Source organism: Phyllobacterium myrsinacearum, from assembly GCF_014138285.1.
Taxonomy (GTDB): domain Bacteria; phylum Pseudomonadota; class Alphaproteobacteria; order Rhizobiales; family Rhizobiaceae; genus Phyllobacterium; species Phyllobacterium myrsinacearum_A.
Window position 1 is genome coordinate 1 of the sequence record NZ_JACGXN010000009.1, and the last position, 19,531, is coordinate 19,531.

Consider the following 19,531-nt stretch of genomic DNA (forward strand, 5'->3'; position numbering starts at 1 on the left):
AAGTCGTACTTCGACAGAAGTTCACGAACCTCAAGCTCAACCAGTTCCAGAAGCTCGGCATCGTCAACCTGATCAACCTTGTTCAGGAAAACCACAATCGCAGGAACGCCAACCTGACGCGCCAGAAGGATGTGCTCGCGCGTCTGCGGCATCGGGCCGTCGGCTGCCGATACAACCAGGATCGCGCCGTCCATCTGCGCCGCACCGGTGATCATGTTCTTCACATAGTCGGCGTGTCCGGGGCAATCAACGTGCGCATAGTGACGGGCCGGCGTCTCATATTCAACGTGTGCCGTCGAAATCGTGATGCCGCGCGCCTTCTCTTCAGGCGCCGCGTCAATCTGGTCATACGCCTTGTATTCACCAAAATACTTCGTAATCGCTGCCGTCAACGATGTCTTGCCATGGTCAACGTGACCAATCGTGCCGATGTTGACGTGCGGCTTGTTACGTTCAAACTTGCTCTTAGCCATAGCTGTCGTTCTCTCGTCATCACAACCGGTCTAGGGCCGGTACCATGTTTGTAGCTCAGACGAGACAGCATGCCGTCCGTCAGCTCAGTCGCCCGCCCGATCAGCCATGATCAACGCGGGTTAGCTTTGTCCTGATCATGCTCGTTCATATGGGGACACATGAGCGGCGTGCAATGCTCAAGACAAAAATCGAAGAGCACCTATGCACGCTCACGCGTGCACGCGGTGCTCTTGTAAATCTGGAGCGGGTAGCGGGAATCGAACCCGCATATTCAGCTTGGAAGGCTGCTGCTCTACCACTGAGCTATACCCGCACACCTTACTGCGCCGTGCATCGATACGCACAAGGAACACAGTAACACTCATCACAGCGCACAAACCATACCAAAACCATTTCAGGTTTTGGCGGTGCGCGCCAGGCGGGCGGTTCCGGCAGTGGTGGAGGAGGTTGGATTCGAACCAACGTAAGCCAAGCTAACGGATTTACAGTCCGTCCCCTTTAACCACTCGGGCACTCCTCCGGTCACTGCCGTGGAACCGCGCCATCAGGCACTCTGCAAACCAGCTGCCGAATTTGTTTTCCAGCGGCGGCTTGCGGGTGGCCTTATGCCGACTAGCTTTCGTGGTGTCAACAGTCTGTGGAAGAAAATGACGGGCCCTGTGAAAATGATTGTTCAACAACCACCTGCAATCAAATTCTGCAGAAACAGCCAAAGCCTGCATTTTAGCCAACAAGCATATATCGCAAGACGGTTCGAAAGGTTATAGGTTGCGCCATGACCGACGAAAAACCATCCCGTACCCTTAAAGATTCCCATTATGCGACACTGCGCCGTCAGTTCCGCGATCAGAAGTCCGGCGGCGCACCGCAGGCCCCGCGCGAAAGGGCATCACGCCCTGCCGTAGAAGGCACTGCAGTGCCGGATGGCCTCGTACGCCTTTATGGTTTGCATACAGTGCGAGCGGCCCTTGATAACCCAAATCGCCAGATTAAGCGCATGCTTGTGACCAAAAATGCGCTGGACCGGCTGGAAATTGCCGATTCGTCCGCCCTGCCCTTTGATGTTGACGTCGTTGATCCGCGCGCCATTGACCGGGAAACCGGTTCGGACGCTGTGCACCAGGGCGTCATGATCGAGGTCCAGCCCCTGAAATCCCAGTCGCTGAAGGCGCTGAAGGACAGCCAGCTGCTGCTGATTCTCGATCAGGTAACAGATCCGCACAATGTCGGCGCCATCATGCGCTCAGCCGTCGCCTTCGGTGCCGGCGCGATTGTGACAACAGCCCGCCACAGCCCCCAGGAATCCGGCGTTCTGGCCAAGGCTGCATCCGGTGCACTGGAGCTTATTGCACATATCGAGGTGCGTAATCTTGCTGAAGCTATCCATGAATTGCATGAACTTGGTTTCGCGACGATCGGGCTCGATTCGGAAGGCCCGCTTGAGCTTGAAAAAACCATGACCAGCGATCGCATCGCGCTCGTTCTTGGAGCCGAAGGCAAAGGCTTGCGGCAGAAGACGCGTGAGACGGTGACCCATCTTGCCCGGCTCGATATGCCAGGCGCGATCAAATCGCTCAATGTTTCCAATGCAGCCGCCATTTCGCTTTATGCGGCTCAGCGCTTCCTGACTTCCAAGGCCGGTTAAAAAAGAATCGGCGATCTGAATATTCTTCGCAGCTGCGGTGTTCATTCCACGTCAGGGCACAGACTCCTCATGTGAGTGGTGCCCTCCCGATGGAGTGTACCGATGCTGCGCAATGACACCGAATCCTATGGTTTGCTTGCGATCCTTTTTCATTGGATCATTGCCGCCATCTTTATGGGTCAGATTCTGCTGGGCTATCTGATGGTCCGAACCAGTGATTTCGCGCTGCAGTTCAGCCTTTTCCAATGGCACAAATCCTTCGGTTTCCTCATTCTCGTTCTTTCCGGGGTACGGCTGCTCTGGCGGATGGCAAATCCGCGGCCTCGTGATATCGCCGGGATGAGCCGAATGGAACGATCGGCGGCCCATCTGACGCATGGCGTGCTTTATCTCGCGCTCTTCCTCATTCCGCTGACTGGCTGGGCACTGGCTTCCAGTTCGCCGCTGCAAATACCGACGTTTGCCTTCAATCTCATCGTCATTCCCCCGTTGCCCCTGACGATTTCCGATCAGGCCGAAGCATTCTGGACGGCCAGCCACGCCTGGCTTGCCTACATCTCCTCCCTTGTGGCCGCCGCACATATGTCGGCAGCTCTCCACCATCATTTCTGGAAAAAAGATGCTGTTTTGCGGCGCATGCTCAGTTGGCATTCTCGCGCCCGCACCGCCGCTCAAAAGGACACGCGATCATGAATAGCGCCCAAACATTCATTTCAACCATTCTCAAGGCGGCAGTTGCTTTGCTGGTCGCTATAGCGCCTGCCCTGGCCAATGCGGATACATTGTCAGAAGTGGCAGGCCGCTATCGAATAGACACATCGTCCCGTATCGGTTTCATGGTCGCGCAGATCGGTGGCGGTGGAATATCCGGCGATTTCAAGAAGTTTTCCGGTGTTTTTGCCCTTAATAACAGTGATATCAGCCGTTCCACCATCGAATTCACCCTCTTCCCGGAGAGTGTCAGCACTGGTCAGGCGCGGATCGAGAGCTTCCTTCGCTCCGACGCGGTGTTCGATTCGCAGAACTTTCCTACAGTGACGTTCAAATCGACACAGATTACCCAGACGGGACCGAGCACTGCGGCTGTCGACGGCATACTGACTGCACGTGGAAAGAGCAGCCCAGCCAATTTCCAGGCCACCCTCTCCACCCATGACAAGAATGCCATCGTCTTTCATGTCGAAGGCAAGATCATGCGTTCACGTTATGGCATGGACGTAGGCACGCCGATCTATTCCAATGTCGTGCAATTCGACATGACAATCCATGGTCAACGCAGTTAAGGGGATTATTCAGCCGATGCACCAGCACGGTTCGTCAATCCTTCTCGCCGGCCGATATTTCCACGGCGACGGGTTGAACACTTTTCTCTTCACTCTTTCGCGGAGCGTAACCAAGGATTTGCCTGACGCCCTTTGCAGAAAAAGGTTGAGCCAATTGGCCGAGAAAACTTTTTGCCACGCGACCGCTGATACCTATGTCGACCGGCGATGGCCGTGGAGGATTAAAGTAAGTTCCGAGAACTTGATCCCAAAGCACGAGATTCTCACCATAATTGGTGTTGCCCTCCGACAATTCCTTTGAATGGTGCCAGCGATGCAGACGCGGCGTACTCAAGAACCAGTCCAACGGTCCCGTCCGTACATCCACATTGCAGTGGGTCAAAAGCCCGGTGAATGCGGTGACTGCACTGATCCACAGGAAGACAGGCAAAGGTGCGCCGAGCAGATAGAGCGGAATCTGGCTGAGGGCGATCTTGAACAGGGAGTCGATCACATGGAAGCGGCCGGTGTTAACCACCCACAAACGCTGAACGCTGTGATGCAACGCGTGAAACCGCCAGAGTGCGAGTTTTTCATGCGCCAGCCGATGCGCAATGTAGAGTCCGAATTCAGCAATGATCAGCCCGAGAACGACCTGTATCGCCAGCGGCCATTCGCTTGGCCATATGTGTACAGACGTCGCGAGAATCGGTTGCGCAACAATCGCTACAACCATGGGAAAGGATGCCGCAATGGCTGCGGCAATCTGCACCGCGCCCTTTGTCAGCAACGTATGGGCAATATCGTTGAAAGTCTCGCCATCCCGCTTCAGCCACGTTTCTTCGTAGGGCATGAGCCGTTCGAATATGGCGATCAGGAACACCACGGAAAAATAGACCACGTTGAACCATAGCAGCGGCGATTGCGTTTGGAAGGCGGCGTAAGTGCCAATAAGACCAACACAATAGAAGAGCGGCCACAACGAACAGGAAAGCGCTGTATAGAGCCATGAATTTTGGGGGATCGTCATTCAAAAATCCCCTTATTCTCCGACATCAATCTGTGTTCCATGTTTATCGCAGTCATCATTGCTTCACGCGGGGTTATTTCATCAGGCTCGTTTCCCGATCCCGCTGGTGATGTTTCACCAGAACGAACAGGAAAGGCAGAGGTCAAATTCTGGTCAGCATAGCAAACCGGGTTGCAGTCACAAACGGGTTGTCACGACATTAGATTGCAAGAACATTGCGCGATACCCGATTAATAGCTTACCCAACCGGAACTTTTTGGTTGAATCTGGCGTTCAGTCATCGCTGGATTTCCAGCAGAGGCTTGACTTTATTACCTGCTCTCCAAGTTGGTTGGTTGGTCAAGCCTCTCCTATCTACGAAGCAAAACGCTTAAATCAAGGCCTTGGCAATAAACGGCAGACTAATATCCATGCGATAGTCGACTGCCGAATGATTATCGTCGAACTCCTCATAGCGATGCTGAATTCCGAGCCGGTCAAGCGTGCGATGAACACGGCGGGAACCGTAAAGAATATTATACTGATCCTTGGTCCCGCAGTCGAAATAGACGGCCTTCAATCTCGCGAGATTGGAACTGTGTGTTTCCGCCAGTCGTGCCGGATCCCAGGCAAGCCAATTCGACCACCGGTCTTCGATCAACTCGCAGGTTTCCAGATCGACCGGCAAACGCAGCCCCAGAAATGCGGAAGGATCCGGATCGAATGTTGCGGCTTGAGCCAAGATCATGATCACCAGTGTGTCATTATCACTCTTCTTGGGCTTTGCCTCAAAAGCCTTCATCCATGCTTCGATAGACAGATCATGTTCCGCAAGCGCTCGCAGCACGCCGGGAAATTCAGGCAGATAAAGCTGTTCAAATCCCGCATCGCCGGAATGGCTCGCAGCGGCAGACCAGACGTCCGACCGCCGCATTGCGTGCACGTGGGTGCCATAACCGCCTGAGCTTTTTCCGAAAACACCACGTTTTCCATAGCCGCCGCATTTGAACGGGCCTTCGACCGCCGGCAGCATCTCGTCGATCAAAAAATCTTCCCAATTGCCCATGACAGCGCTGTTTATGTACTGGTTACCGCCAAGTCGTGTGAAACAATCGGGGAACGCCACAACCACAGGCGGCATCGCCCCCGAGCCGATCAACCGGTCGAGCCGCTCCGGCACGTTTTCGCCAAAACCTTTCCAGTTCGTATGCGCCGGACCGCCCGCGGTGAAGCCAACCAGATCAACAAGCAACGGCAAGCCTTCACCGTTATGGCCGGCAGGCACATAGACATCGACAACACGAGTCGTGGGATCGCCCAGAAGGTTATTGCGAAGATGAACGCCGTCAACGCTCAGACGATGCACGGCTCCGGCGGGATGATTGGTAACACGCATGGGACAGCCTTCGGATATATGCCAGGCGATCCTCCGTTGCTTGGAACAGATTCGCCGAACCAACCGTGATCCCGCTCCGCCGCGAAGGCAAGTGTGTTTATTCCAGGATGAGATTTGCTGTGTCGCCAGCCTTGGCTTGGTACTGAAACTTGCCACCTGTGCAAGCGGTCGAAGACGCCTTGCTCCAACCAAGGCACCACCGAATCAATAATTTGTCACATCAAAGTTGATCAAGCGCGATGGCTTCGGCGGCCATTTGGTAAGAAAGCGTTAGGAATTGAGGACTAGGTGATTGGGTGAGACAAAGGACTTACCTATGCGCCGCATGATGATCATTGCCTTGTTATTGCTGGGAGGCTGCGCCTCAGCGCCCACTCAGACCAACAATGTATGTGCCGTATTCGATCAAAAGGACGGCTTCTTCAACAATTGGTACTCCTATGCCAAGGGTGCGGAAGCGCAATATGGCGTTCCGGTTCCCATTCTGATGGCCACGATCAATACGGAATCCGGCTTCCAGGCGCGGGCACGTCCGGCGCGCACCAAGTTGCTCGGCTTCATCCCCTGGACACGCCCCTCCAGTGCCTATGGCTATTCGCAGGCGCTCGACGGCACTTGGGCTGAATTCCAGCGCAGCACCGGTCGCTATGGCAGTGGACGGACAAGTTTTGCCGATGCAATATACTTCGTCGGCTGGTACCACGCACAAAGCAATCAAAAGAACGGCATTCCACTGAATGACGCGTATAATCTTTACGCGGCCTATTACGCAGGCCCAAAGGAATATGCGCGCGGTACATGGAGAAACAAGCCCGGAATTGATCGTGCTGCACGCCGTACTGCGGCTATTGCAAGCAAATATGCAGCCCAGATGCAAAGCTGCGGATTGTAGGGCGACTGAAGCTCGCCGCTACAGCCACGCATGCAATGTATAACGGGCGCCCGAGGCGCCCGCTTTTCTTCCGAATGGAACGTCCCGGATAAAAGATCCGTTCCGCACACATTCCCTGGATCAATGCCTCACGGCTTCATCGCCGTGTAAGCACCGTCGTGCCAGACGTTGATGTCATACTTGGCATCCTTGATGTCGCCCTTCTCGTCGAAAACCACGGCGCCAATAACCGTATTGACAGGCTTCCCATCCTTGAGCGCGGCAGCAACCTTCACCGGATCATCGCTGCCGGCGCGTTCCACGCCTTGAGCAAAGGCTTCCACGACAGCATAGGAGAACAGCGTGAAGCCATCCGGTGTAAAGCCACTGGCCTTGATCTTTTCAACGGCTGCTTTGGCTTCCGGCCGCGCTTGCGGGTTTGCCGGGAAGGTGAACATCACACCCTCACCCGCAGGTCCCGCAACCGCCCAGAATTCAGGAGAGGCAATCGCATCCCCCATCATGAGCTGGAACTTGAAGTTCTGGTCGGCTGCCTGGCGCAGGATGAGACCAGCTTCAGGATGGTAACCACCGAAGTAAACAAAATCAGCCTTTGCTTCCTTCAGCTTTGTAATGAGCGCCGAATAGTCCTTGTCGCCGGCATTGATGCCCTCATACAGGACTTCCTTCAATCCGCTTTCATTCATCTTGGCCTTCACCGCATCGGCAAGGCCCTTACCATAGGCGCCCTTGTCATGCAGGATGACAACGCGTTTGCCTTTGTACTTCTCGGCAATCCACGGCCCGACAAACTCACCTTGACCATCATCGCGCGTATAAAGGCGCATGATCGTCGACCAGCCCTTTTTCGCGGCTGCTTCAGTAAGGTCCGGATTGGAGGATGCAGGTGTCATCATAAGCACGCCAGCTTCGGCATAGACCGCCGAGGCGGGAATGCTGGAGCCCGAACAGGCATGGCCGTCAACGAACTTGATCCCTTCGGCGACGATGCGATTGGCAATCGATACGGCCTGTTTCGGATCGCAGACGTCGTCTTCGATCACCAGCTTGATCTGGCGGCCCTTGACGCCACCCTTCTCGTTGATCGCGGCAGCCGCCGCCTGTGCGCCCTGCTTGAACTGATCACCGATATTGGCAAGCTGTCCGGTCATGGGACCGGCGACCGCGATCTTGAGATCGTCAGCCAAAGCCGCCGGAGCGCCCAAAGCAACACTCAGTAACGCAGCTTGCATTATTCTCTTCAAAGGCATGTTTTTTCCCCTCATTTTTCTTCAATGTCCCCAAGGACGAGCGAACCGTACTATAAGTAAAATTGAAATACCACGGGCTGCATATGCTCATTTAGTAGGAAAAACACTGCGTTGGTTATCAAAATATTGGGCTGATTTCCTTCAGGCAAACAGGACGCTAATATCAAGCTGGTTTTGCTGAAATCTTGTGGTCCGCAAGTACTTCTTTGAGAACTCTTCGCGAATTATGTGCTTCGAGCGGATCGGTACCAGCAAGCCCGGCATACACGATCAAGGCCTTCCACAATGTCCAGCCACGGCCGCGTGCCCACGTTGCCTCATCGAGCGGCAAGGCTGCCCGGAAGGTTTGCCGGCTTTCTCCTGAAAAGAGCGTCCACGCAATGGCCAGATCACAGGATGGATCACCGACACCGGATGTTCCGAAATCGATGACCGCGCTCAACCTGCCTTCCCTGACCAGAAGATTGCCGAAGCTGACGTCCCCATGGAACCAGACCGGAGAACCCTGCCAAGCGGTGACAAGAGCAGCCTCCCATATTTCGGTGGCGAGATCCGTATCGATCTTGCCCCGGAGCGCGATGATGGCCTCCCGTGTTTGCCCGTCATAAACGGCGAGCGACCCGCCGCGATGAAAATTGTGCATGCCGGGTATTGGCCCGCCGATAGCGTCAATGGCCTGCAGGGCGACAAGGAACGCAGCGAGATCGGCAGCAAACTGTTTGAGATCAACGATACGTTCCGGTTTGGCAACGTCACCGTCGAGCCATTTGTAGATGGACCAGCGCCACGGATAATTCTGATCTGGCAATCCCATCGCCACAGGGGCCGGAATGGGCAAAGGCAGATGCAGCGCCAGTTTGGGCAGCCAGAATTGCTCCTTTTGCACCTGTTCGGCATAAGCGCCGCTGCTCGGCAGCCGCACAGTCATCCCATCGCCAAGATGGAAAGTCCTGTTGTCCCAGCCGCCATGCTCGACGGGTCTTACCGGCAGATCCGCCCATTGCGGAAATTGGGCGGTTATCAGTCCTTTGACCAGCGCGACATCGATTACCGGCGGTTGCCTGCACGCTTCTTCGTTTGACATGCATAGACACCCTTTGTTGAAGTCATTCCACGTCCCGTTCGGTCGTCTAGCCCGGTTTGGCTGGCGTTGCCGCTTTGCGGGCCCGCTCCCTGTCAGTCAGTCCATCATGCTCACCCATCGGCCGTTCCGGCGGGTTCTCCCACCAATCCTGGCGAAGAGGCTTTCGCTCGGGGTTTCTTGGATAGAAGATCAGGTTCTCAGCCTTCGGCGTTTCACCGACAACGAGAAGGCGCACTTCTTCCTCTGTATTGTTGAGAAAACTATGGGAAATCCCCGTCCCTGCAGGAAAGCCAACACCATCGCCCGGTTTCAGCCGATGCAGCGTGCCGTCAATCCAGACATCGGGCGTACCTTCGATGACATAGACGAATTCCTCCTCCGCGCTTTCAGCATGGGGGAATGATGTGCGCCTTCCCGGTGGCAACCGCTGATGGTGGATGCCTATTCTACCAAGCCCGAACTGCTGACCGAAGGACGCATCGACGGCAAGCAGTTCGTGCTCGCCCTTGTAATGATTGTCATCCGGTCCCTCGATCTCAGACCAGTGCGCAATGAAGGGCGGGCGCCCGCTGGATGTCATGTCATGCCTCCCGATGAACCGAACGGCACGGACACTAGCCAACAAAAATCATCGCTGCAAACCAAGAAGTCGGCACAATAGCAGCCATCCTATACCGAATTGTCCTGCTTGATTATTCGCAGAGACACTCGTCTGCCCTCCAAAAACCACGCGTTTATCCCCGCGGAGATGGTCCATGTTTTTGAAGCGGCGTGCTCGACGCTTGGTCTGGAGCTTCTCGAAACTGGAGTGAAGGATCAAGTATTCTAACCAGCGCAACGAAATCAGCGCACCTTAAACGGAGTGATGCATTTGCTTATCAACGGGCGAATCTGTCAGCACTGCCCTTGGTTATCCGGTTCGCACACCTTTGTACGAAGTATTCCACCTCTCTATTTATCGAGACAGAGCTGAACACAGTGCTTCCATTGCCGGTCCAGCTCACCGGCTTCCGTTAATCGCCTCAGAATAGCCCTCCAGGTCTTTTGTTCTGGCGGCGATAACTTCTGCACGGCAACTCGGGAAGCTTAAAACCTGCCCCTCTCGTCCCCAATCGCCATTATCGTAAAACTTACACGACCCCTCTTTAAAGGTGTTCCAAAGGCGCTGCTCCGCCAGGAGAGCGCTTTTGGTATTTCCCTGAGCGGTTGTGAATAAAGCATTCCAAGCTTTATTGAGCTTATCGTCCTCGCGCTGCACCCAGTCGCCGCCACATTGGCCCCAACTCGGATTATCCGTGTATTTTGCGATGCATTTATCGTAGATGTCATCAGATAGAGCGGGCGACGGCACTCCTGCCAGAATTACTCCTAATGCGAGAAGTTTGATTGAAGTCCCCGTACGCAAGTTCATGTCATTCGCTCCCGATCCGAAAAAGTAAAAAGCAATCTGTGCTGAAATGGGAATCTTCTCAAGGCACAGTCTTGACTCTTCCGCCTGATGAGAACGAATATAGAACATCACGTTACGATGTCCTGTTGTCTTCATAAGGGCTCGGGCAATCTGAGGTTCAGATAGGAAGATTCCGAATGGCTCAACCTCCAAAACTCATAGTTGTCATGGCATTTTCCCGATCGGACGAAGGCGAACTCGTTCCGGCATTTGAACCCGTGCAATTCGATACGGAAGAACGCGCGCTGCGATCTGCCAGAAGTTTGGCTGGTCAACACGTTGGCGTTTTGGCCTGGTCCCGTGAAGCGGATCCCAATATTGGAGAATACGGGCCGCCCGCGGTGCTGTTCCAATCCGGGGAAGTCCCAGACATGGAATAGCTCATGCTCGTAAAAAAGCGTTTCTCCACAAAACGTCTGAAGCCATAAATGCTATCGCGCATCGATCGCGATGTCGGGAACGCCGGCTGATGACCAGCAAATGAAGATTGCCTGCCAATTGGACAATTATGCCGATGATTTGAATTTTCATGCCCGAAAAGACCAGAGCAATAATGCTGGAAGTCTCCGGCTCTTTGCCGATTTTTCGATTGCTGACGGGTATCAAGCAAGAAGTGCTGGACGAAAACGGCCGAAACCATTGATAGTCCAAGATACCGGTATCGCTTTCTTCAACGACGCGTCCTGAAGAAGCGAAGCCTCGATTGCATCAGGAGGCCTCGTTGCGCAACATAGATTTCAGTTCATGGCAAAGCCTTGGCGCCACGCTTATTGGCCTTGCAATGTTCACGCTGATCGGTGTCGGTATTCGGCTGTTGATGATGCTCACCATCCAACAGCGTCGAGAGCGCATGAACCGGCAAATCAACGAGCGGCTCCGTACGTTGATTGCAGCATATAAAGTTTTGGGCGGTTCATTTACTGGAAACCTCACAGTTGATCCTGCTCATCTCCGCGACTTGCGCAGTGTATCAATATCTGAGGTGGATTCTGAAGACCCCCTTCATTTGACGGACGAGAAGCCAAGACGATCTGACCGCCCTCGACGAATACGCGATGCCGTGGAAGCAGCTCTTTCAGATGTCATACTTCTTGGAACCGACGAACAGGTACGCCTGGCAGAGCGAGCTGCTCGCGAATTGGTTGCGGGACGCCCTGTCCATACGCACGAGCTCGTCATCGCATTGAGAAATTTCATTCGCAAAGCACTCGATCTCGATCCGGTTCCCACGGATCTGAGCATTCCGATGCAAGGCCCAACGAGGCCATCGACATCCGGCGGACGCAATAAAGGGGAAACAGAAGGGTCCAAACGAGGCGGTGGAAGCGGTAGTATGGGTGGTGGCGGAATGGGCGGCGGCGGAATGGGTATGACCGGCGGATCAATTGGAAGCGAAGAACCACCCTCATCCGGTCATTCAACCTGATATCATGGTGAAGTAGGAAAACAGCGAGACTCCAGGAAATTATAATTGCGAACCCATCGCCCGCATCAACCGAACGCCTGAACGATGTAGGTCTTCATCTCTTCGGATAGTTTCGCTTTGGCCATGGCTGTGTCAAAGTCCGGTAAAATACGGGGAGAAGGAATGGCGACTGGGAAATGCCCAAAATGCGAACGCGCGCTGTCCAACATTAAGGTGCAACCGGTCAATCTGGTCTACGGACCAAAGCACCTGCGTGGCGGAGCATTCGTATGTCCGCACTGTAATACCGTGATAAACGTTTCACTGGATCCGGCACTGGTAGCAGATGCCTTGCGCCGCAGTTCCCGTCGCTGAGATCAGGCCGCGTGCAATTGGCACGTGGCGGGCATCGAGCCGTTCTCCTTGTGGATGACAAGGATGGGATCAGCCATCGCCGGTTCCGGTTCGCCTTTGCTCCAACGCGTAGGATGTAAATTCGCCCCCGGCACCTCAAAAAAGGTGCTGGTTGATCAATCAATTGAAAGTGAAGGAAAAATGGTGCCCCCGGAGAGACTCGAACTCCCGACCCTCTGATTACAAATCAGATGCTCTACCAACTGAGCTACAAGGGCAGCGGCGTCCGATTAGCACAAACATTCCTGATGTAAAATGAAAAAACAGCACTTTATGCAAATTTCCCGCTTTTTTTGAATCAACAGCATTTTGCCAGATCAATCGCGCCGTGCTAGGCGATACGTCCTTGAGATGCTCGGACACGCAGGCAGCCATGAACCGGAATATTGAAACCTTTGCTTTTCTCTCCTCCGGAACGCCGGAATCCGACGAGGCTATGGATAATCTTGTCAAGCTCTATGGGCAGACAGCGCCCAAGGATGCCGATGTCATCATCGCGCTTGGCGGAGACGGCTTCATGCTGCAGACGCTGCAGAACCACATGAACCAGGGCAAGATGACCTATGGCATGAATCGCGGCTCTATCGGCTTTCTCATGAATGAATACAGCGAGACCGGTCTGAAAGAACGCGTCGAGGCGGCACAGGCTGAAACCATCCGTCCGCTGAAGATGGTGGCGGAATCGCTCGAGGAAGGCACAGTTACCTCCTTTGCACTCAATGATGTCTATTTGCTTCGTCAGTCCTATCAGGCGGCAAAGATCAGGATCACGGTCGATGACCAGGTTCGCCTGGAAGAATTGATCTGTGATGGCGTGATGGTGGCAACGCCTGCAGGCTCAACCGCCTATAATCTGTCCGCACAGGGGCCTATTCTGCCACTCGATGCCCGTTTACTCGCGCTCACGCCGGTTTCGCCGTTCCGTCCGCGCCGCTGGCGCGGTGCGCTCCTGTCAAACAAGGTGACTGTGCGGCTTGATATTCTTGAACCGGAAAAGCGCCCCGTGAATGCTGTCGCTGACCACACGGAAGTAAAATCTGTTCTTTCCGTCACTGTTGAAGAAGCCGCGCAATTGCGCGCAACCATTCTGTTTGACAAGAATCACTCATGGAACGAACGAATTCTCAAAGAACAGTTCCTTTATTGACAACATTAGCTTAAAGTGATGAACAATTGTAACGGACTCTTAAATCTCACGGGACGCAAGAGTTGACTTTTGCCGGTATGGGCCCTAACGCCATTCCTGCAAGACACTGTGCAATAAAAAGCACCCATTCCATTGGCAAAAATGACGGACATGTGCGGCATCGACTGCAGATAGAAAGTTAAATCTCCATTGACCACGTTCGCTGATCTGGGCCTTTCGCCGAAAGTGCTCAATGCTGTCGAAGCAGCAGGATACACCATCCCCACTCCGATTCAGGCAGGAGCCATCCCGCACGCGCTGCAGCGCAAGGATGTTCTTGGTATTGCCCAGACCGGAACAGGCAAGACGGCGTCCTTCGTGCTGCCGATGCTGACGCTGCTCGAACAGGGTCGCGCCCGTGCACGCATGCCGCGCACACTGATCCTGGAGCCGACACGCGAACTCGCGGCGCAGGTCGAGGAAAACTTCGTCAAATACGGCAAGAACCATCGGCTCAACGTTGCGTTGCTGATTGGCGGCGTTTCTTTTGATGACCAGTTGCGCAAGCTCGAACGCGGCGCCGATGTGCTTATCGCCACGCCCGGCCGCCTGCTTGACCATTTCGAACGGGGCAAGCTGCTTCTGACCGGCGTTGACATTCTCGTCATCGACGAAGCTGACCGCATGCTCGACATGGGTTTCATTCCCGATATCGAACGCATCTGCAAGCTGATCCCCTTCACCCGTCAGACGCTGTTCTTCTCGGCTACCATGCCGCCGGAGATTACCAAACTGACCGAACAGTTCCTGCATGCTCCCGTCCGCGTGGAAGTTGCGAAAGCCGCGACTACGGCCAAGACCGTCGAGCAGCAGTTGGTCAAGTCAGGCAAGAAGGATTGGGAAAAGCGCGCCAAGCTGCGCGATCTGATCCGCGCCGAAGAAGATGGCCTGAAGAACGCAATCATCTTCTGCAACCGCAAGAAGGACGTCTCGGAGCTGTTCCGCTCGCTGGTCAAGCATGAGTTTGACGCCGGTGCCCTGCATGGCGATATGGATCAGCGCGCCCGCACGACGATGTTGGCCAATTTCAAGGACGGCAAGCTGAAGATCCTCGTTGCCTCCGATGTGGCGGCACGCGGTCTCGATATTCCTGACGTCAGCCATGTCTTCAATTTCGACGTACCGATTCATTCGGAAGATTACGTGCACCGCATTGGCCGTACCGGCCGCGCGGGACGTTCCGGCAAGGCTTTCACGCTGGTCACTCCAGCCGATGTGAAACATCTCGCATCCATCGAAAAACTGATCGGCGAAGACATCAACTGGTACGATGGCGATCTTGCCACCCTGCCCGTTTCGGAAGAAACAGACGAAGCGCCGCGTCGTGGCCGCAATACCCGCGGCAAGAGCGAGACCAAGCGCAAGCCGCGCAATGAGGGCCGCGAACGTGAGCGCCCGCAGTCGGAAATCGATATCATTGCCGCCGCCGAACGCGCCAAGGAAACCGGCGATCAGCCTGTCATTGCTGATGAGCCAATCAAAAAGACAGCCGAGAAGCCGCAGAAGGCTGCCATCAAGGCCGACAATGAGCAGCGTCGCGCCCGTCCCGCTGCCCAGCAGGAACAGCCGCGCCGCGAACGGGATCGCGATCACCGTCGTGACCGGGGTGATAATGAACCGTCGCCGGTCGGTTTTGGCGATGAAATTCCCGCCTTCATGCTGATCGACACAAAAATCTGAGGGCTCCAACCGTGAATGCACCGGGCGTCGGATGTGGAATCGTCTTCTTAAAAGATCGCCATATCCTCTTGCTACAGCGCAAGAAAAGCCCGGAGATCGGCGCCTGGGGCATCCCGGGCGGGAAAATCGACTTTCTGGAAACTGCCGAACAGGCAATCCGGCGCGAAGCGCTGGAGGAAACCGGACTTGAAGCCGGCAACATCAAGTTACTGGGCCTCAGTGAGCAGCTTTTCCACGATGAAAATCAGCATTGGTTTGGCGTTCTTTTTCAGGCACAGAACTTTTCCGGTGAAATACAACTGCTTGAACCGGACAAACATGGCGGTATCGACTGGTTTCCACTCGACAACTTGCCGGACAAACTGACACTCCCCACAGTTCATGCATTGGATCTGATCGGCCAAACGGCCTGACAAGCCCATAGAAGCCCTATAGAGCGCTTCCGAACCTCTATGCCTGTCTGGCCACCCGCAGCGAGGCCTCGTAGGCCTTGCGGGCCCATTCGGTCATGATATCAGGGTCATCGAACGCATCGGCTGGAACGGACCAATACGGCATGTTGACGATCTTCGACTTGCCTTCATAATTCCAGCGTCGGCATCCGGCCGCCTCAAAATCCGGGGCGGAAACCGCATCGGCCTTGAGCAGGATTTCGTCAGCTACCTCAAGCGCAATGATCAGACCATTGTGATAGATGCCCTTGCCGCCAAACATACGTTTGATGGTAACAGGCCCAAGCCCGGAAAACAGATCGTGAATCGCGTCATTGTCCATGCGTGCAGTATTGCAGGCAGCGCGTGTGCCGTCACGCCCAAAAACAATGATGGGAGCAGACATTACATCCACTCCCACGCAGCAATAGAAGTCGGGTCAAAATCAGGACGCGGCGGATGCCATAGCTTCCGGCTTGGCGGGGGTCAATTCAACCGACTCACCGCAGCCGCAGGCTGATGTCTGATTGGGGTTGTTGAAGACAAAGCCCGTACGCAGGGTTGTTACCTCGAAGTCCATCTGGGTGCCCAGGAGATAAAGCACGGCTTCCGGTGCCACGAAGACCTTGGAACCATCCTTCTCGACGATATCATCGCCGGGTTTGGCTTCGGTAACGAGATCGATGGTATATTCCATACCGGCGCAACCGCCCTTCTTGATGCCGACACGAATGCCAAGCGCATTCTCGCGCGTCGCTACAATCTCGCTTACGCGGGTAGCGGCAGCCTCAGTCAACGTCATGACAGAAAAACGACCCATTTCTCATCTCTCTTGGTTCAGATCGTACAACGATCAGTCTGTACCATAGTTAGTGTTACATAACCGTCACCGCAAGTGTTCAAACTGGTCTCGTCCGAAAAACCCGCACGCAGAAGGCAGAAATCATGAATTACCGCCATCTCATCCTTTCCACTATCGCCGGCATGGCGCTGACGCTAACGCCTGCGCTTGCTCAGGAGGCCAAGAAGCCCGAACCCAAGCAGGAAACCGGTGCAAAGCCTGCAGCGCCCGCTGAAGCGGCTCCAACGGAGCCTGCGCCCAAGGAGGCGGCTGAGGCGCCCAATCAATCCGTGCCGGATTACCTCGATGACCGCAGCACACCGGAGCAACTGGTCAAATCCTATTACAACGCCATCAATCGCCAGGAATATGCACGCGCCTACAGCTATTATGCTGATGAAGGCCACACCCAACCATTTCCGCAGTTCCAGGCCGGTTATGAGAATACCGTCTCGGTAGAGCTTCGCCTTGGCAAAGCCGAAAGCGAGGGAGCGGCCGGTTCAACCTATTGGAGCCTTCCTCTGGCGATCGAATCAAAGCAGAAGGATGGGAAACTTACCGTCTATAATGGTTGTTACCGGCTGCGGCTGGCCAATGCGGCCATTCAGGGTGTTCCCTTCGTTCCCTTGTCCATTCTTGATGGCACATTGCAGAAATTCGAGAAACCGCTGGATCAAAGCGTCCCCGAAGCATGCGAGGCACCCTAGGGATGTGAAGCTTTGGGGACGTGACACGCTCTGGGAGAGGTAGGGAGCGCGCCCGGGACGTAAAGGCGCTCCGGGAGCATGCAATTACCCCCAGGGCATGAAGCTTTGGGGAGATGAACCGCCCAGGGGCGCATCGAACGCCTTGGGATTCTTCGGCGCGCACCATTGATCAAACTGGCACCTGGCATGCGGGCGAGACGCATGCTTGCATTTCAGCGCGCGGCCATTTGCTTCACCGCCGACTTCTTTAAAAATAGCTGGCGATGCCGGCGATCGCCGCCAGCAATCCCGCACATGCCGCAGCCAGCGAGCCTTTTGCATTCTGCTCGGCCTGTTCCATGGCTGACGAAGCAACATCAAACGCTACCGGCCGGCCATCGCACAGTCCGGCAAGATCAGCGCGTGTCAGAATTTCGGTGGAGGAATACCAATGCCACGCTGCCTTCAGGACGCAAAAAATCATGCCAGTCTAGCCAAAGCGCGCAATCCAGACCGCGAACGGCAAATCAAAATCCATAAAAAACTCAAGCGCTATGCTCGCAAGCTCCCCCAGCATCACGGCAAGATCAGCCGTCAATACGTCCGGGCACCGTGCAGCCGGTTAACATACTTGCAAGAACAATGCAGAAAATCACCTCCGCACCATGCTCGCCAGTCATGCGCTTGACAATTCGTACTTATACGTAGGTCAAAGGTCCAATAACGGCCCGGAAGAGCCGATCAATACCAGCCGACGGCAACCTGCGCCTCTTCCGACATGCGGTCGGGTGTCCATGGCGGATCGAAGGTCATGGACACATCAACGAAGCTGACGCCCTCGACCGAGCTGACGGCATCCTGCACCCAGCCCGGCATTTCGCCAGCCACCGGACAGCCCGGCGCCGTCAGGGTCATCTCGATCTTGACGGAACGATCGTCTTCAATATCGATCTTGTAGACAAGGCCGAGTTCATAGATATCGGCTGGAATTTCCGGGTCATAGACTGTCTTCAACGCACCGATAATATCATCGGTCATACGTGCCAGCTCATCGGCCGGAATAGTCGACGCCGAAACAGCACCGCTGACTTCCGTCACCTGTTCAGGCGCATCCGGCTTCAGCGTCTCGTCTTTTTCCAGCGTTTCAACTTTATCGGTCATGGTTTCACCCAAAGAATTTCCGCGCCTTTTCCAGCGCATCGGCGAGAACATCGATCTCGTCTCTCGTATTATACATCGCAAACGATGCACGGCATGTGGACGTTACGCCGAAACGTTTCAAGAGCGGCTGTGCACAATGTGTACCAGCACGCACGGCAACACCCGCCCGGTCGATCACCATGGACACGTCATGGGCGTGAATGCCTTCGAGCTCGAAGGAGATGATCGCGCCCTTGCCCTTGGCATCGCCAAAAATGCGCAGCGAATTGATCTTGCGCAGCCGGTCATGCGCGTAATCGCGCAAATCTTCCTCATGGGCGAGAATGGCGGCGCGGCCGATCTTCTCGACATATTCGATGGCGGCGCCTAGCCCGATTGCTTGTGCAATCGGCGGCGTACCCGCTTCGAAGCGGTGTGGCGGGTGATTATAGGTGACGATATCCTCTGTCACCTCTTCGATCATCTCGCCGCCGCCCTGAAACGGGCGCATGGCTTCCAGCTTTTCTTTGCGTCCATAAAGCACACCGATGCCCGATGGGCCGTAAATCTTGTGGCCGGTGAAAATATACCAGTCACAGCCGAGATCCTGCACGTCGACGGGCAGATGCACGGCGCCCTGGCTGCCATCAACCAGAACCGGAATACCCCGCGCATGGGCAATACGGACGATTTCCTTGATCGGCGTCACGGTCCCCAGCACGTTCGACATATGGGTAATGGCAACCAGCTTGGTACGATCTGTCAGACGCGCCTCGAATTCCTCGATGTGGAACGCACCCTGTTCGTCGACCGGCACCCAGACCAGCTTTGCGCCCTGCCGTTCCCGAATGAAGTGCCAGGGAACGATATTGGAATGGTGCTCCATGATCGACAGGACGATCTCGTCGCCTTCACCGATATTCGGCATGCCGTAACCATAGGCGACCGTGTTGATCGCCTCGGTGGCGGATTTGGTGAACACGATCTCGTCGACAGAACCGGCATTGAGAAAACGGCGAACACTTTCGCGGGCCTTTTCATAGGCGTCTGTCGCAGCGTTCGACAGGAAATGCAGGCCGCGATGCACATTGGCATATTCATGCGAATAGGTATGGGTGATCGCATCAATCACCGCCTGCGGCTTTTGCGCCGAGGCACCGTTGTCGAGATAAACCAGCGGTTTGCCATAGACTTCGCGCGACAGGATGGGGAAATCGCGGCGGATGGCCTCGACATCATAACCGGCTCGAATGATCTTCGTATCCATAGTGCCCGCGCTTCCCTGC

23 protein-coding genes and 3 tRNA genes are annotated in these 19,531 nt (G+C 55.1%); 11 read left to right on the forward strand and 15 right to left on the reverse strand.

Annotation, left to right across the window (positions count from 1 at the left end; all coding sequences use genetic code 11):
- From FHW16_RS21405 to FHW16_RS21415, 3 genes are all read right to left on the reverse strand, one after another.
- Positions 1-473: GTP-binding protein (locus FHW16_RS21405; RefSeq protein ID WP_182551329.1), on the reverse strand; the 473-nt coding region annotated here is incomplete at its 3' end.
- Positions 474-713: 240 nt separating this feature from the next.
- Positions 714-787, reverse strand: a tRNA-Gly gene (locus FHW16_RS21410).
- A gap of 122 nt (positions 788-909) precedes the next feature.
- A tRNA-Tyr gene (locus FHW16_RS21415) sits at positions 910-994 on the reverse strand.
- A gap of 255 nt (positions 995-1,249) precedes the next feature.
- Here FHW16_RS21415 and rlmB point away from each other — a divergent pair.
- The 3 genes from rlmB (at position 1,250) to FHW16_RS21430 (ending at position 3,402) form a co-directional block, all read left to right on the forward strand.
- Positions 1,250-2,119: a 23S rRNA (guanosine(2251)-2'-O)-methyltransferase RlmB gene (gene rlmB / locus FHW16_RS21420; RefSeq protein ID WP_182551330.1), complete on the forward strand. Its 870-nt coding sequence runs from the start codon at positions 1,250-1,252 to the stop codon at positions 2,117-2,119.
- Positions 2,120-2,221: 102 nt separating this feature from the next.
- Positions 2,222-2,812, forward strand: a complete 591-nt coding sequence (locus tag FHW16_RS21425) for a cytochrome b (RefSeq protein ID WP_182551331.1) — start codon at positions 2,222-2,224, stop codon at positions 2,810-2,812.
- Entirely contained in the window at positions 2,809-3,402 is a 594-nt protein-coding gene (locus tag FHW16_RS21430) for a YceI family protein (RefSeq protein ID WP_182551332.1), read from the forward strand. Before FHW16_RS21425 ends, FHW16_RS21430 begins: the two co-directional genes overlap by 4 nt.
- A 34-nt stretch (positions 3,403-3,436) precedes the next feature.
- Here the strand turns inward: FHW16_RS21430 and FHW16_RS21435 are convergent, their stop codons facing one another.
- Both FHW16_RS21435 and FHW16_RS21440 read right to left on the reverse strand, forming a co-directional pair.
- Entirely contained in the window at positions 3,437-4,411 is a 975-nt protein-coding gene (locus FHW16_RS21435; protein ID WP_182551333.1) for a sterol desaturase family protein, read from the reverse strand.
- Positions 4,412-4,781: 370 nt separating this feature from the next.
- On the reverse strand, positions 4,782-5,786 hold the full coding sequence (locus FHW16_RS21440; RefSeq protein WP_182551334.1) for an alpha/beta hydrolase: 1,005 nt from the start codon (positions 5,784-5,786) through the stop codon (positions 4,782-4,784).
- Between the two features lie 316 nt (positions 5,787-6,102).
- On the opposite strand from FHW16_RS21440, the gene FHW16_RS21445 reads away from it, so the two are divergent.
- Positions 6,103-6,678, forward strand: coding sequence for a transglycosylase SLT domain-containing protein (locus FHW16_RS21445; protein ID WP_182551335.1), 576 nt, complete (start codon positions 6,103-6,105; stop codon positions 6,676-6,678).
- A gap of 128 nt (positions 6,679-6,806) precedes the next feature.
- Here FHW16_RS21445 and FHW16_RS21450 read toward each other — a convergent pair whose 3' ends face one another.
- The 4 genes from FHW16_RS21450 to FHW16_RS21465 all read right to left on the reverse strand — a co-directional run bounded on the left by FHW16_RS21450 (position 6,807) and on the right by FHW16_RS21465 (position 10,531).
- Positions 6,807-7,910, reverse strand: a complete 1,104-nt coding sequence (locus FHW16_RS21450; protein WP_432652068.1) for an ABC transporter substrate-binding protein — start codon at positions 7,908-7,910, stop codon at positions 6,807-6,809.
- A gap of 181 nt (positions 7,911-8,091) precedes the next feature.
- Positions 8,092-9,012 carry an aminoglycoside phosphotransferase family protein gene (locus tag FHW16_RS21455; RefSeq protein WP_182551337.1) on the reverse strand — a complete coding sequence of 307 codons (921 nt, stop codon included), beginning with the start codon at positions 9,010-9,012 and terminating at the stop codon, positions 8,092-8,094.
- Positions 9,013-9,058: 46 nt separating this feature from the next.
- The gene (locus FHW16_RS21460; protein ID WP_182551338.1) at positions 9,059-9,592 is read right to left on the reverse strand and encodes a cupin domain-containing protein; all 534 of its coding nucleotides are present in this window, start codon (positions 9,590-9,592) and stop codon (positions 9,059-9,061) included.
- A 420-nt stretch (positions 9,593-10,012) separates the two neighbouring features.
- On the reverse strand, positions 10,013-10,531 hold the full coding sequence (locus FHW16_RS21465; protein WP_246711894.1) for a lysozyme inhibitor LprI family protein: 519 nt from the start codon (positions 10,529-10,531) through the stop codon (positions 10,013-10,015).
- A 68-nt stretch (positions 10,532-10,599) separates the two neighbouring features.
- Here FHW16_RS21465 and FHW16_RS21470 point away from each other — a divergent pair, with 68 nt between their 5' ends.
- From FHW16_RS21470 to FHW16_RS21480, 3 genes are all read left to right on the forward strand, one after another.
- Entirely contained in the window at positions 10,600-10,842 is a 243-nt protein-coding gene (locus tag FHW16_RS21470; protein WP_182551339.1) for a hypothetical protein, read from the forward strand.
- Positions 10,843-10,912: 70 nt separating this feature from the next.
- On the forward strand, positions 10,913-11,149 hold the full coding sequence (locus FHW16_RS21475) for a hypothetical protein (protein WP_182551340.1): 237 nt from the start codon (positions 10,913-10,915) through the stop codon (positions 11,147-11,149).
- Positions 11,150-11,183: 34 nt separating this feature from the next.
- Positions 11,184-11,888 carry a hypothetical protein gene (locus FHW16_RS21480; protein ID WP_182551341.1) on the forward strand — a complete coding sequence of 235 codons (705 nt, stop codon included), beginning with the start codon at positions 11,184-11,186 and terminating at the stop codon, positions 11,886-11,888.
- Between the two features lie 535 nt (positions 11,889-12,423).
- Here the strand turns inward: FHW16_RS21480 and FHW16_RS21485 are convergent.
- Positions 12,424-12,499, reverse strand: a tRNA-Thr gene (locus tag FHW16_RS21485).
- A 155-nt stretch (positions 12,500-12,654) separates the two neighbouring features.
- On the opposite strand from FHW16_RS21485, the gene FHW16_RS21490 reads away from it, so the two are divergent.
- The 3 genes from FHW16_RS21490 to FHW16_RS21500 all read left to right on the forward strand — a co-directional run bounded on the left by FHW16_RS21490 (position 12,655) and on the right by FHW16_RS21500 (position 15,560).
- The gene (locus FHW16_RS21490) at positions 12,655-13,428 is read left to right on the forward strand and encodes an NAD kinase (protein ID WP_182551342.1); all 774 of its coding nucleotides are present in this window, start codon (positions 12,655-12,657) and stop codon (positions 13,426-13,428) included.
- A 189-nt stretch (positions 13,429-13,617) separates the two neighbouring features.
- Entirely contained in the window at positions 13,618-15,147 is a 1,530-nt protein-coding gene (locus FHW16_RS21495) for a DEAD/DEAH box helicase (RefSeq protein WP_182551343.1), read from the forward strand.
- Positions 15,148-15,158: 11 nt separating this feature from the next.
- Positions 15,159-15,560, forward strand: a complete 402-nt coding sequence (locus FHW16_RS21500; RefSeq protein ID WP_348643920.1) for an NUDIX domain-containing protein — start codon at positions 15,159-15,161, stop codon at positions 15,558-15,560.
- A 37-nt stretch (positions 15,561-15,597) separates the two neighbouring features.
- On the opposite strand, the gene FHW16_RS21505 is transcribed toward FHW16_RS21500, so the two are convergent.
- Both FHW16_RS21505 and sufA read right to left on the reverse strand, forming a co-directional pair.
- Positions 15,598-15,921: a TfoX/Sxy family protein gene (locus FHW16_RS21505; RefSeq protein WP_182551496.1), complete on the reverse strand. Its 324-nt coding sequence runs from the start codon at positions 15,919-15,921 to the stop codon at positions 15,598-15,600.
- Positions 15,922-16,023: 102 nt separating this feature from the next.
- Complete coding sequence (gene sufA, locus FHW16_RS21510; protein WP_182551344.1) at positions 16,024-16,398, reverse strand: Fe-S cluster assembly scaffold SufA; 375 nt, start codon at positions 16,396-16,398, stop codon at positions 16,024-16,026.
- Between the two features lie 125 nt (positions 16,399-16,523).
- Between sufA and FHW16_RS21515 the strand changes: the two genes are divergently transcribed.
- Entirely contained in the window at positions 16,524-17,126 is a 603-nt protein-coding gene (locus FHW16_RS21515; RefSeq protein ID WP_182551345.1) for a hypothetical protein, read from the forward strand.
- 247 nt (positions 17,127-17,373) lie between these two features.
- Here FHW16_RS21515 and FHW16_RS21520 read toward each other — a convergent pair whose 3' ends face one another.
- From FHW16_RS21520 to FHW16_RS21530, 3 genes are all read right to left on the reverse strand, one after another.
- Positions 17,374-17,589, reverse strand: coding sequence for a hypothetical protein (locus FHW16_RS21520; RefSeq protein WP_182551346.1), 216 nt, complete (start codon positions 17,587-17,589; stop codon positions 17,374-17,376).
- 257 nt (positions 17,590-17,846) lie between these two features.
- Positions 17,847-18,266, reverse strand: a complete 420-nt coding sequence (locus FHW16_RS21525; protein ID WP_182551347.1) for an SUF system Fe-S cluster assembly protein — start codon at positions 18,264-18,266, stop codon at positions 17,847-17,849.
- 4 nt (positions 18,267-18,270) lie between these two features.
- The gene (locus tag FHW16_RS21530) at positions 18,271-19,512 is read right to left on the reverse strand and encodes a cysteine desulfurase (RefSeq protein ID WP_182551497.1); all 1,242 of its coding nucleotides are present in this window, start codon (positions 19,510-19,512) and stop codon (positions 18,271-18,273) included.
- Between the last annotated feature and the right edge of the window lie 19 nt (positions 19,513-19,531).

Excerpts from the sequence above, each read along its gene's own strand:
- FHW16_RS21465 (WP_246711894.1), bottom strand. The coding sequence starts at position 10,531 with ATGTTCTATATTCGTTCTCATCAGGCGGAAGAGTCAAGACTGTGCCTT.
- FHW16_RS21425 (WP_182551331.1), top strand. The coding sequence starts at position 2,222 with ATGCTGCGCAATGACACCGAATCCTATGGTTTGCTTGCGATCCTTTTT.
- FHW16_RS21450 (WP_432652068.1), bottom strand. The coding sequence starts at position 7,910 with ATGCAAGCTGCGTTACTGAGTGTTGCTTTGGGCGCTCCGGCGGCTTTG.
- FHW16_RS21460 (WP_182551338.1), bottom strand. The coding sequence starts at position 9,592 with ATGACATCCAGCGGGCGCCCGCCCTTCATTGCGCACTGGTCTGAGATC.
- FHW16_RS21470 (WP_182551339.1), top strand. The coding sequence starts at position 10,600 with ATGGCTCAACCTCCAAAACTCATAGTTGTCATGGCATTTTCCCGATCG.
- FHW16_RS21525 (WP_182551347.1), bottom strand. The coding sequence starts at position 18,266 with ATGACCGATAAAGTTGAAACGCTGGAAAAAGACGAGACGCTGAAGCCG.
- FHW16_RS21445 (WP_182551335.1), top strand. The coding sequence starts at position 6,103 with ATGCGCCGCATGATGATCATTGCCTTGTTATTGCTGGGAGGCTGCGCC.
- sufA (WP_182551344.1), bottom strand. The coding sequence starts at position 16,398 with ATGGGTCGTTTTTCTGTCATGACGTTGACTGAGGCTGCCGCTACCCGC.
- FHW16_RS21505 (WP_182551496.1), bottom strand. The coding sequence starts at position 15,921 with ATGGACAATGACGCGATTCACGATCTGTTTTCCGGGCTTGGGCCTGTT.
- FHW16_RS21515 (WP_182551345.1), top strand. The coding sequence starts at position 16,524 with ATGAATTACCGCCATCTCATCCTTTCCACTATCGCCGGCATGGCGCTG.
- FHW16_RS21455 (WP_182551337.1), bottom strand. The coding sequence starts at position 9,012 with ATGTCAAACGAAGAAGCGTGCAGGCAACCGCCGGTAATCGATGTCGCG.
- rlmB (WP_182551330.1), top strand. The coding sequence starts at position 1,250 with ATGACCGACGAAAAACCATCCCGTACCCTTAAAGATTCCCATTATGCG.
- FHW16_RS21475 (WP_182551340.1), top strand. The coding sequence starts at position 10,913 with ATGTCGGGAACGCCGGCTGATGACCAGCAAATGAAGATTGCCTGCCAA.
- FHW16_RS21520 (WP_182551346.1), bottom strand. The coding sequence starts at position 17,589 with ATGATTTTTTGCGTCCTGAAGGCAGCGTGGCATTGGTATTCCTCCACC.
- FHW16_RS21430 (WP_182551332.1), top strand. The coding sequence starts at position 2,809 with ATGAATAGCGCCCAAACATTCATTTCAACCATTCTCAAGGCGGCAGTT.
- FHW16_RS21440 (WP_182551334.1), bottom strand. The coding sequence starts at position 5,786 with ATGCGTGTTACCAATCATCCCGCCGGAGCCGTGCATCGTCTGAGCGTT.
- FHW16_RS21530 (WP_182551497.1), bottom strand. The coding sequence starts at position 19,512 with ATGGATACGAAGATCATTCGAGCCGGTTATGATGTCGAGGCCATCCGC.
- FHW16_RS21490 (WP_182551342.1), top strand. The coding sequence starts at position 12,655 with ATGAACCGGAATATTGAAACCTTTGCTTTTCTCTCCTCCGGAACGCCG.
- FHW16_RS21435 (WP_182551333.1), bottom strand. The coding sequence starts at position 4,411 with ATGACGATCCCCCAAAATTCATGGCTCTATACAGCGCTTTCCTGTTCG.